The following is an 11,742-nucleotide window of genomic DNA, read 5'->3' as shown; positions in this document are numbered from 1 at the left end:
CGCTCTGGGCGGTTTAAAGATCATTGGTACAGAGCGTCATGAATCCAGACGTATTGACAATCAGCTGCGGGGACGTGCCGGACGGCAGGGAGATCCCGGTGAATCCAAGTTTTATCTGTCCCTGGAAGACGATTTGATGAGGCTGTTCGGATCTGAGAGGATGATTTCTGTATACAATGCCCTTGGTATACCGGAAGGGGAGGAAATCCAGCATAAATCCATCAGCAGGACGATCGAAAAGGCTCAGAAGAAGATTGAGAATAATAACTTTGGTATCCGTAAAAATCTGCTGGATTATGACCGTGTAAATAACGAACAGAGAGAGATCATGTACAAAGAACGCCGCCGTGTTCTGGACGGGGAGAACATGAAGGATTCTGTGATTCATATGATGGAAGAAACCATTGCAGATTATGTGAACCAGTGTGCCAGTGAAGATGCGGCACCGGAAGAATGGGATATGGATACACTGAATGCAGAGCTGCGCCCGATTATTCCGTTTGGAAAGATCGAGCTGACCCAGGAAGAGATTCAGGCAGGAAAACCTGAGATGCTCACAAAGCGTCTGCAGGATGAGGCTGTAGAATTGTATGCCCATAAGGAAACGGAATTTGAAGACTATGACCTCCGTGAGATTGAACGGATCATTCTCCTCAAGGTCATTGACCGCAAGTGGATGGATCATATCGACGATATGGACCAGCTTCGGGAGGGTATCGGCATGCAGGCATACGGACAGAGAGATCCGGTAGTGGAATACCGCATGGCCGGTTTTGAGATGTTCAATGTGATGACGAAGGCAATCCAGGAAGAGACCACCGGAGCACTGTTCCACGTAGAGATTGAACAGAAAGTGGAGAAAGAGCAGGTTGCCCAGGTAACAGGCACTAATAAAGATGACAGCAGCGTGAAGACGCCGTATAAGAGAAAAGGGGAGAAGATCGGAAGAAACGATCCGTGCCCGTGCGGAAGCGGAAAGAAATATAAAAACTGTTGTGGAAGAAATTAAGGAGTTTTAGGAGTGATTGAATTAGATCAGTTAAAATATAGCCTGAATTCCTACCGGGAGCCGCTTGAGAAATTAAGCGGTTCTCTTGGTTTGGAAGAAAAGAAAGAGCGGATCGAGCAGCTGGAGCTTGATATGGAAGCTCCGGGATTCTGGGAGGACCTGGAGGAGTCCCAGAAGGTAGTAAGAGAAGTCAAAGGGCTGAAGGATCAGGTGGAAGGATATGAAGGGCTGAAAGGACAGTTTGAGGATATCGAAACTCTGATCGAGATGGCGTCGGAGGAAGAGGACGAAGAACTGGCTGCGGAAACTCAGGAAGCATTTGCGGAGTTTGAGACAGCCTATGAGAATCTGCGGATTTCGACTCTCCTGAGCGGGGAATATGACAAGAATAATGCGATCCTGAGCCTGCATGCGGGAGCCGGAGGAACCGAGTCCTGTGACTGGGCCGGTATGCTGTACCGGATGTATACCCGATGGGCCGGGAAAAAAGGATTCGAGACAAAAGTTATTGACTATCTGGACGGGGATGAGGCAGGAATTAAATCAGTGACGGTAGAGATCAAAGGTGAAAACGCCTATGGATATTTAAGGTCCGAGAGAGGCGTTCACCGGCTGGTGAGAATTTCTCCGTTTAACGCGGCGGGAAAGAGGCAGACCTCTTTTGCATCCTGTGACGTGATGCCGGAGATTGACGAAGACCTGAACGTGGAGATCGCCGATGAAGATATCAGGATTGATACTTACAGAGCAAGCGGCGCCGGAGGCCAGCATATCAATAAGACGGACTCTGCCATAAGGATCACGCACATCCCGACAGGGATCGTTGTCCAGTGTCAGAATGAACGGTCACAACATAAGAATAAAGACCAGGCAATGAAGATGCTCAAGACAAAGCTGTATCTGTTAAAAGAGCAGCAGCATCTGGAGAAACTTTCGGATATCCGGGGAGATGTGGGAGATAATGGATGGGGAAGCCAGATCCGGTCCTATGTTCTGCAGCCATACACTATGGTGAAGGATCACAGGACAAATAAAGAAAGCGGCAATCCATCCGCTGTCCTGGACGGAGATCTGGACGGTTTCATGAACGCATACCTGGCATGGAGCAATGATTGATTTAAATTTAGTATAAAATTCCTCATATGGATTTTTGCATGTAGATTAATAAAACACAAAGGATGGTTTTATATGAAAAATATCAGAATATACACAGGGATTCTGCTGACAGCAGTGATGATTATGACATTGTCTGTATCTGTTTTTGCTCAAAGTAATAGGGAACAGAATTATGGAGTTTCTCAGGTCAGTAGTTCTTCAGTTCATGCCAGTGATAAGAAAAATAATATAATTTTTGAAAAGAAAATTAAAGTAAAGAAAGTTGATAGTGTTGCTAAAGCAGGTGATTTCACTTCTGCAGAACTGGCAAAATATATTTCTCTTTCTGCTGCGGCACTGTTGTGCATCATCTGGCTGATTGTCAGATGCCTGAAGAAGAAATAGGGAAGAGTTTTTGCAGGGCATACAATCTGCACGGTTGTATGTCCGTTTTTTATTCATAGGAAAGTTCGTCCTATGGAATAAAAAGCCCTGCGGCAGGATGCACAGCTTCGCGTGCGGAACAAAAGCTGTGTTTAGAAAAAATTGGTTTGCGATGTGTGCGAAGCACACTTTTGTTCTTGAAACAGTTGCTTAATTTTTAAAAATATGATAGTATCTTGTGGAAAAACAATTGTGTTTAACACACGCACAGAGGTGGACTATGTTAGAAGATTCAAAGTATTATGTCATTAAAAAGAAAGCGGTTCCGGAGGTTCTGTTAAAAGTACTGGAAGTGCAGAAGCTTTTGGATGCAGAACAGGCTAAGTCCATTCAGGAGGCCACGGAGACTGTGGGGATCAGCCGGAGTTCTTATTATAAGTACAAAGATGATATTTTTCCTTTTCATGCGAGCAAAAAGGGACGAAATATCACGTTTGTGATCGAGGTGGAAGACCAGCCGGGAGTTATGGCCACAGTGCTTCAGGTATTTGCAAACTACAAGGCCAATATCCTGACGATCCATCAGAGTATTCCGATCAACGGAAAAGGAGTGCTCACAGTCAGCGTGGATATCGTTGACATGGAGACTGATGTGTCTGCCATGATCGAGAGTGTGGAGAAGCTTGACAACATTACATATGTAAAAATAATTGCAAAGGAGTAGAACAGATGATAAATATTGCGGTATTGGGATACGGAACCATTGGATCAGGAGTTGTGGAGGTCATCGAGACAAATCACGAGAGCATCAACCGTAAGATCGGGGAGCCGATCCGGGTAAAATATGTTTTGGATAAGAGGGATTTATCCGGCACGCCGGTGGCGTCAAAGGCAGTCACAGACTATGATATCATTTTAAATGATGACGATGTGAGCATCGTTGTGGAAGTCTTAGGCGGAGTGGAGCCTGCATATACGTTTGCAAAGCAGGCGCTGGAGCACGGAAAGAGCGTTGCCACTTCCAACAAGGAACTGGTAGCTGAAAAGGGAGCAGAACTTCTGGCCATGGCAAAGTCCAAGAATTTGAATTTCCTGTTTGAGGCCAGTGTTGGAGGCGGAATTCCGATCATCCGTCCCTTAAACCAGTCTCTGACAGCCGATGAGATCAATGAAATAACAGGTATACTGAATGGGACTACAAACTATATCTTAACAAAGATGGCCGATGAAGGGGCTGACTTCGATGAGGTGTTAAAGGACGCTCAGGATAAAGGATATGCGGAACTTCATCCGGAGGCGGATGTGGAGGGATATGATGCGTGCAGAAAGATTGCAATCCTGACTTCACTGGCATTCGGCATGCAGGTGGATTATGAGGATGTACATACCGAGGGTATCACAAAGATCACAGAAACTGATATGAAATATGCAAAAGCCCTGAATAAGAGCATTAAGCTTTTGGGAACCAGCAAAAAAATCGGTGACAATGTATATGCCATGGTATGCCCGATGATGATCGGCAGGGACCATCCGCTGATCGGCGTCAACGATGTGTTCAACGGCATTTTTGTAAACGGAAATGTCATCGGCGACGTGATGTTTTACGGAGCGGGGGCAGGAAAGCTTCCGACAGCCAGCGCAGTTGTGGCAGACGTGATCGATGCGGCAAAGCATAAAGAGAGAAATATTATGCAGATCTGGAGTGAAAAAAAGCTTCACCTCACAGATATCGGTGATTTTGAACATAAATTTTTTGTGCGCCTTCCAAAAGACTGCGACAGGGAAAAGGTAAAAGAAGTTTTTGGCGATGTAGAAGAAGTTTCAGCAGAAGGGGTGACAGATGAATTTGCATTTGTTACACTGACAATGAAAGAAAAAGACTATCAGGAGAAGATCAAAGCGTTTAATTCCGTTTTGGGCATGATCCGTATAAATGTAAAATAGATTTGGAGGACTAGTTTATGAAGTATGTTGTTGTGTTGGGAGACGGAATGGCCGATGAACCGATCGGGGAACTGGGTGGAAAAACACCGCTTCAGGCGGCCAGGACTCCGGTCATGGATGCCATGGCAAAGGTATCGGAACAGGGGATCGCTTACACGGTGCCGGAGAACCTTCCGGCCGGAAGTGACGTGGCAAACCTTGCTATGCTTGGCTATGACCCGCAGAAGTATTATTCCGGAAGATCACCGCTGGAGGCGCTTTCCATCGGAGTGGATATGAAGGATACTGATATTGCTCTGCGCTGCAACATTGTCACCTTGTCAGAAGATGAGGCCTATGAAGAGAAGACTATCATTGACCACAGCTCCGGGGAGATTACAACAGAAGAGGCTAAGGTTCTGATCGATGCGGTGAAAAAGGAATTAGAGACAGAAGAGTTTCAATATTATCCGGGAGTCAGCTACCGCCATCTTACGATCTGGGATCGCGGAGAGACAGTGGACCTGACGCCGCCCCATGATATATTAGGAAAGCAGATTGGGGAGTATCTTCCCAAGGAGACAAAGCTCCGGGAGATGATGGAGAAGAGTTTTGATATTTTAGACCGGCATCCGATCAATGAAAAACGCAGGGAGATGGGATTGAATCCGGCCAACAGCATTTGGTTCTGGGGTGCGGGCACCCGTCCTGCGCTGGATGATTTTGAGGAAAAAACAGGGAAGAAAGGCGCCATGGTATCCGCTGTAGATCTGCTGAAAGGTATCGCGGTCGGTACGCACATGCTGAATTTAGATGTGGAAGGGGCCACAGGCGGACTCGATACCAACTATAAAGGAAAAGCAATGGCGGCCGTGGATTCTCTGACAAAAGACGGGGCGGATGTGGTTTATATCCATGTGGAAGCTCCTGACGAGATGGGACACCAGGGAAGTGTAAAAAATAAAGTAAAAGCTATTGAATTTCTTGATGACCAGGTGATCCGTGTCGTCGCAGAGGAGCTGAAGAAGCGCGGAGAGGAGTTCCGTATGCTCATCGGGCCGGACCATCCGACACCGATTTCTATACGGACCCATTCCAAAGACCCGGTTCCTTTTATGATATATGACAGCACGAAGGAAACGAATGGGCAGAAGGAATACAGCGAAGAGGCAGCAAAGAGTACAGGACTCGTTCTGGAACACGGACATGATCTGATGGGCCGGCTATTACAAAAATAAGAGAAAATTTTAGGAGGCAGCAATGTTAATTGTTAAAAAATTCGGAGGTACATCCGTAGGAAATAAAGAGAGGATTTTAAATGTGGCAAAACGCTGCATTGAAGAATATCAGAAAGGAAATGACGTGGTGGTTGTCTTGTCTGCAATGGGCAAGATGACAGATGAACTGATCGCGATGGCAAAGGATATCAATCCGAATCCGCCGAAGCGGGAGATGGATATGCTTCTGACCACAGGAGAGCAGACATCCGTTGCCATGATGGCGATGGCGATGCACTCTATGGGAATCCCGGCCGTTTCCCTGAATGCATTCCAGGTAGCCATGCATACGACCCACGCTTACAGCAACGCCAGGATTAAGAGAATCGATACGGACCGTATTTTTAACGAGCTGGAACAGAGAAAAATCGTTATCGTGACAGGATTCCAGGGTGTGGACCGTTACGACAACTATACGACTTTGGGCCGCGGCGGCTCAGACACCACAGCCGTTGCCCTGGCTGCAGCATTGAATGCGGATGCCTGCGAGATCTATACGGATGTGGACGGTGTTTACACCGCGGATCCAAGAAAAGTTACCACAGCGAAGAAACTTCAGGAGATCACCTATGATGAGATGCTGGAGATGGCCACACTCGGTGCGGGAGTTCTCCATAACCGTTCTGTGGAGCTTGCCAAGAAGCACGGAGTACAGCTGGTTGTCCGTTCCAGTCTTACAAAAGAGGAAGGAACGGTTGTCAAAGAGAGAATTATGATGCCTCAGGCAGAGATCAGCGGTGTTGCCGGAGACGATGATGCGGCACGGATCTCTGTGACCGGACTCGAGGATGAGCCGGGAGTAGCATTCCGTCTGTTCAATATCCTTGCAAAGAAGAATATCAATATCGACATCATTCTCCAGTCCGTGGGACAGAATGGCAAGAAAGACATTTCATTCACGGTAAAAGAAGAAGATGCGGAGCTGGCGGTAAATACGATCAAAGAGCATCTGCCGCTGGGATCCTATACCGATGTAGATGCCACCACTGATGTGGCTAAAGTATCCATCATCGGAAGCGGCCTGATCGGACATTCCGGCATGGCTGCCCGTATGTTTGAAGCACTTTACGAAGTCGGCGTAAACATCCGTATGATCTCAACATCAGAGATCCGGGTGACAGTGATTGTGGACCGGGATGATATGGTGAAAGCCATGAATGCGGCACACGAAGCATTTGAACTATAAGAAAAGGTGAAAGGGAACACCGCCTGCAGTCCGGGCGGTGTTTTTTGACCCGGAAGGAAAGGAGATCAGGATGAAGAGAACAGATTATTTATCATGGGATCAGTATTTCATGGGGGTTGCGCTTCTCTCTGCCCAGAGGAGCAAGGATGACCACACGCAGGTCGGGGCATGTCTTGTCAACGACCAGAATAAAATATTATCCGTGGGCTACAATGGGATGCCGACCGGATGTCATGACGATGACATGCCGTGGGAGCGGGAGGGAGAACCTCTCGATACAAAATACTTCTATGTCTGTCATGCAGAACTCAATGCCATTTTAAATTACGGGGGAGGCTCCCTCTATGGAGCGAGAGTTTACGTCACTTTATTTCCGTGCAATGAGTGTGCCAAGGCCATCATTCAGAGCGGAATGAAAGAAGTGATCTATATGCAGGACAAGTACGCCGATGACGACATGACGGTTGCGTCCAAGAAGATGTTTGACATGGCCGGTGTGAAGTACCGGCAGTTTGAACCAAAAGACCAGATAATAGAACTGCACTTATAAGGAAATGGGAAAATGGATATCATCAATATTTTAAAAGACGAGCTGGGAATCAAAAGAACACAGGCGGAGACGGCAGTCAAGCTGATTGACGAGGGAAATACGATACCGTTTATCGCGCGGTACCGGAAAGAGATGACCGGCTCTTTGGACGACGAGACACTCAGGAATCTGGACGAGAGACTGAAGTATTTAAGAAATCTTCAGGACAGAAAAGATGCAGTTTTAAAGAGCATCGAGGAGCAGGGCAAGCTGAGTGAAGAACTGAAAAAGCAGATTGAGGAGGCGGTGACCTTAGTCACTGTGGAAGATCTGTACCGTCCGTACAAGCAGAAAAAACGGACGAGAGCCATGATTGCAAGAGAAAAGGGACTGGAACCGCTTGCAAATTTGATTTTCTTGCAGGCATCAAATGACCCCAAAGAAGATGCCAAAGAGTACGCAGATCCGGGAAAAGGCGTGGAAACACCGGAGGAAGCCCTGCAGGGAGCCAAAGATATTCTCGCGGAGATGATCTCGGACGATGCCAAGTACAGGGAATGGATCAGAAGATCCTTTAAAGAGAATGGAAGAATTCTGTCTGGCGCGAAAAAGCAGGGAGAGAAGTCTGTCTATGAAATGTATTATGATTTTGAAGAACCGGTAAAAAAAGCTGCCGGATACAGGATATTGGCTATGAACCGCGGGGAGAAAGAAGGATTCCTCTCTGTAAAGATCGAGCCTGACAATGAAAAGATTGCGGCTTATCTGGCCAGAAATGTGGTGAAGAAGCAGAAGCATCCAACTACAAAATATTTGCTGGAGGCCATCGAGGACAGTTATAAGAGGCTGATCGCACCTTCCATCGAAAGGGAGATCAGAAATGAACTGACGGAACAGGCAGAGGCGGAGGCTATTAAGCTTTTTGGGAAAAATCTGGAGCAGCTTCTCATGCAGCCGCCGATCGCGGGACAAGTCGTCCTAGGATGGGACCCTGCGTTCCGAACGGGATGTAAATTAGCTGTAGTGGATTCGACAGGAAAAGTCCTGGATACGGTGGTAATCTATCCGACGGCGCCTCAGAACAAAGTGGAAGAAGCCAAAAAGACAGTAAAAAACCTGATTAAAAAATATGGGATTACGCTGATCTCAATAGGAAACGGGACTGCCTCAAGAGAATCAGAACAGATTGTGGTGGAACTTTTAAAAGAGATAAAAGAACCGGTACAGTATGTGATCACCAATGAAGCCGGGGCTTCAGTCTATTCTGCGAGCAAACTGGCGACAGAGGAATTTCCGAATTTCGATGTGGGCCAGAGAAGCGCAGCCTCGATTGCGAGAAGAGTTCAGGACCCGCTCTCGGAACTGGTAAAGATCGAGCCGAAAGCGATCGGTGTGGGACAATACCAGCATGACATGAACCAGAAACAGCTTTCCGGGGCTCTGACAGGTGTCGTAGAGGCGACAGTAAATAAAGTGGGTGTAGATTTAAACACAGCGTCAGCTTCTCTGCTTGAATATGTGTCCGGTGTATCTAAAGCAGTGGCAAAAAACATTGTCTCTTATCGGGAAGAAAACGGGAAATTCCTGAACAGGAGAGAACTCTTAAAAGTTGCCAAGCTGGGGCCCAAAGCCTATGAACAGTGCGCGGGATTTTTAAGAATCTCCGGCGGAAAGAATCCGCTGGATGCCACCGGAGTGCATCCTGAGACTTATAAAGAGACAGATCAGCTTCTGCAGAGTCTTGGCTACTCCGTGAAAGAACTTTCCAGTCAGGGATTTCAGGATATAGGAAAGAAGATTACAGACTATCAAAGACTGTCCGAGGAACTGGGTGTGGGAGAGATCACACTCCGTGACATTGTGAAGGAACTGGAGAAGCCGGGGCGTGATCCGAGAGAGGATATGCCGAAACCGATTTTAAGGACGGACGTCATGGAGATGGAAGACCTGAAGGAAGGCATGAAGCTGAAAGGCACCGTGAGAAATGTCATCGACTTCGGAGCCTTTGTGGACATCGGAGTCCATCAGGATGGGCTGGTGCACATCTCCCAGATGGCCGACCGTTTTGTAAAACATCCTCTGGAAGTGGTCAGTGTGGGCGATGTGGTGGACGTGACCGTGCTGAGTGTGGATCTGGAGAAAAAGAGAATACAGCTTTCTATGAGAAAGTCCTGATTTACCAGCCTCCGGAGAAGGTGATGATCTCTCCCGTCAGATACCGGGGAGCTGTGCAGGTGTGATAGATCATCTCTGCGGCTTCCCTGGGACCGGCAATCCGGTCTGCCGGTATCTCCTGCCGGATCATGTCTTTTTCTTCTTCGGTGAATCCGGAGTTCATTTCTGTGTCAATCATGCCGAACGCTATTGCGTTCACGGAGATATTGCTGGGGGCAACCTCTTTTGCCAGGGCTTTCGTAAACGTATTGACAGCGCCTTTGGCGGCAGAGTACAGCACCTCACAGGAGGCGCCTGCACCGCCCCATACGGAAGATATGTTGAGGATCGTACCGGACTGCCGGCGGATCATATGAGGAAGGACACTTTTGCAGGAGGCAAACAGCGGCATCACATTGGTGTGGAACATTTCCTGCCAGTCTTTTTCAGAGGTATCAGTAAACAGACCCACCCTGGAAATACCTGCATTATTCACAAGGCAGTCCAGCCCTCCGAAACAGGAGATAGTTCCTGCTATCATCTGTTCCACAAAATAGGAATCACAGATATCGCCTGTAAAAGAAAGACATTGGACACCCAGCCTTTTGATCTCTTGTTCAAGAGATGCGAGGCGTTCGGGATGACGGTAACCGTGGATGGCCACATTCCAGCCGTTTTGGGCAAAGACCAGAGCCGTTTCTCTGCCGATGCCTCTGGAACTGCCTGTGATGAGTACTGTATTCATAGCTTCTCCTCCTGGATTTAAGAAAACTTTAAGGAGAGTATAGCATATAGTTTTGTTGAAATAAATCGATTTATTTGGTATACTGAACGGAGTTTCAAGGGAAGGAGCATGGGAAATGGCCAGAAGAGCAAGGAGAAAAGCAGGAGCCGGGGCGATCATCCTGCGGATATTGGTAGTCATTGTACTGTCAGCGGCGGTAGGAATCGGTTCTTTTGCAGGAAGTAAAGCATTTTTTCTGAATAGATTTAAAAAGGACAAAAAAGATAAGATAGCGGAGGCGTTAAAGGCAGAGAGCCAGGAAAGAGTAGATGTATCCCTGGTGAGAGTAAAAGATGCCTTATCGATCCGCATCTATCATAATAAGGATAAACAGATGGTTTTCGTACCGATCAGAAAGGACACCATACTGACTCTGGACAACGACGGAGTCAAAGCCATGGGCGGAGACACGAAGACGGCCACCGTTGAGCAGCTGGCAGCAAAGGCCAAGGATATTAAAGTCATCAAGGCGCAGGTAGAGAAGACTCTGGGAATTACCATCGGCAGCTATGAGAGCTTGTCACAGAAGAATTTCACAAAGGCAGTGAACAATGCCGGAGAAGTAGAACTGGATCTCGAAAATGAAGTGGCATACAAAGACCAGAACAAGATGCTGGTTCATATTCCTGCGGGGAATAACACAATCAACGGAAATCAGGCACTGGGAATGATCCTGGACAGCAGCCAGTTCAGCGACGAGAATGAGCACATCGCGCTGGTTGGGGAACTGACTGTTAAGATAGCCCAGAGCATCAACAAGAAGTCATTAAACGACTATAAAAAGTTTGCGAAAGATTATTATGGCAGTTATGCAAAGAGCAATGTGTCATACGACAGCATCAAAGACAATCTGAGCAGGATGCATGAGGTCAGCGCTAAGGACGTTACCTATCAGATCCTGTCCGGCTCCGACGAAGGGGAAAACTTTAAGCTGGATACAAAGAAGACGAAAGAGATGTTTGATGAACTCCTCTCAGAAAACGGGAAAGTTCCGGAATCATCCGGCTCAGAGAAATCTACAAAGAAGGAAAAAACAACAACGGAAAAGAAAAAAGAGACAGAAGTGTCTTCCAAGGGAATCTCTATTGAGATTCAGAATTCCACGAGGATCAGCGGCCTTGCGGGAAGCTGGAAAGACAAGCTTTCGGGAGACGGATTCACGGTTGGAAGCATTAAGACGAACCGGCAGGGAACACTGACAGACACAAAGATTATCGTTGCGAAAAAGGGTATGGGCGAAGACCTGAAGAAGTATTTTAAAAATCCAACGATTGAAGTCGGAAGCGTGGACAGCGGTGCGCAGATCTGCATCATCCTCGGAACCAACGATGATATTTAGCAGGACAGAATAAAGGGTTTAAAAGAGGCCATACTAACATAAACGATGATGTTTATGTTAGG

10 protein-coding genes and 1 pseudogene (1 of these 11 only partly in view) are annotated in these 11,742 nt (G+C 47.2%); 10 read left to right on the top strand and 1 reads right to left on the bottom strand.

What is annotated here, in order from left to right; all coding sequences use genetic code 11:
* From secA to QVP35_RS07830, 9 genes and pseudogenes are all read left to right on the top strand, one after another.
* Positions 1-1,009: pseudogene (gene secA / locus QVP35_RS16600) on the top strand (preprotein translocase subunit SecA); it begins 1,585 nt to the left of the window's first position.
* A gap of 12 nt (positions 1,010-1,021) precedes the next feature.
* Positions 1,022-2,125, top strand: a complete 1,104-nt coding sequence (gene prfB / locus QVP35_RS07865) for a peptide chain release factor 2 (protein ID WP_006568549.1) — start codon at positions 1,022-1,024, stop codon at positions 2,123-2,125.
* A 72-nt stretch (positions 2,126-2,197) separates the two neighbouring features.
* On the top strand, positions 2,198-2,509 hold the full coding sequence (locus QVP35_RS07860) for a hypothetical protein (RefSeq protein ID WP_006568550.1): 312 nt from the start codon (positions 2,198-2,200) through the stop codon (positions 2,507-2,509).
* Positions 2,510-2,768: 259 nt separating this feature from the next.
* On the top strand, positions 2,769-3,212 hold the full coding sequence (locus QVP35_RS07855) for an ACT domain-containing protein (protein ID WP_006568552.1): 444 nt from the start codon (positions 2,769-2,771) through the stop codon (positions 3,210-3,212).
* Between the two features lie 5 nt (positions 3,213-3,217).
* Positions 3,218-4,432, top strand: a complete 1,215-nt coding sequence (locus tag QVP35_RS07850) for a homoserine dehydrogenase (protein ID WP_009289915.1) — start codon at positions 3,218-3,220, stop codon at positions 4,430-4,432.
* A 17-nt stretch (positions 4,433-4,449) separates the two neighbouring features.
* Complete coding sequence (locus QVP35_RS07845; protein WP_009289914.1) at positions 4,450-5,649, top strand: cofactor-independent phosphoglycerate mutase; 1,200 nt, start codon at positions 4,450-4,452, stop codon at positions 5,647-5,649.
* 22 nt (positions 5,650-5,671) lie between these two features.
* Positions 5,672-6,874, top strand: a complete 1,203-nt coding sequence (locus tag QVP35_RS07840; RefSeq protein ID WP_009289913.1) for an aspartate kinase — start codon at positions 5,672-5,674, stop codon at positions 6,872-6,874.
* Between the two features lie 70 nt (positions 6,875-6,944).
* Positions 6,945-7,424: a deoxycytidylate deaminase gene (locus QVP35_RS07835; protein ID WP_022260990.1), complete on the top strand. Its 480-nt coding sequence runs from the start codon at positions 6,945-6,947 to the stop codon at positions 7,422-7,424.
* 12 nt (positions 7,425-7,436) lie between these two features.
* The gene (locus QVP35_RS07830; protein ID WP_022260989.1) at positions 7,437-9,578 is read left to right on the top strand and encodes a Tex family protein; all 2,142 of its coding nucleotides are present in this window, start codon (positions 7,437-7,439) and stop codon (positions 9,576-9,578) included.
* Between the two features lies 1 nt (position 9,579).
* On the opposite strand, the gene ymfI is transcribed toward QVP35_RS07830, so the two are convergent.
* Positions 9,580-10,302, bottom strand: coding sequence for an elongation factor P 5-aminopentanone reductase (ymfI, locus tag QVP35_RS07825; RefSeq protein WP_009289909.1), 723 nt, complete (start codon positions 10,300-10,302; stop codon positions 9,580-9,582).
* 115 nt (positions 10,303-10,417) lie between these two features.
* On the opposite strand from ymfI, the gene QVP35_RS07820 reads away from it, so the two are divergent.
* Complete coding sequence (locus QVP35_RS07820; RefSeq protein WP_006568559.1) at positions 10,418-11,680, top strand: LCP family protein; 1,263 nt, start codon at positions 10,418-10,420, stop codon at positions 11,678-11,680.
* Positions 11,681-11,742 lie beyond the last annotated feature (62 nt).

The sequence above is a fragment of the Anaerostipes sp. CAG:276 genome (assembly GCF_000432215.1).
Taxonomy (GTDB): domain Bacteria; phylum Bacillota; class Clostridia; order Lachnospirales; family Lachnospiraceae; genus Anaerostipes; species Anaerostipes caccae.
Note: the sequence above shows the minus strand (reverse complement) of the source record. Positions and strands in the feature narration are given on the sequence as shown.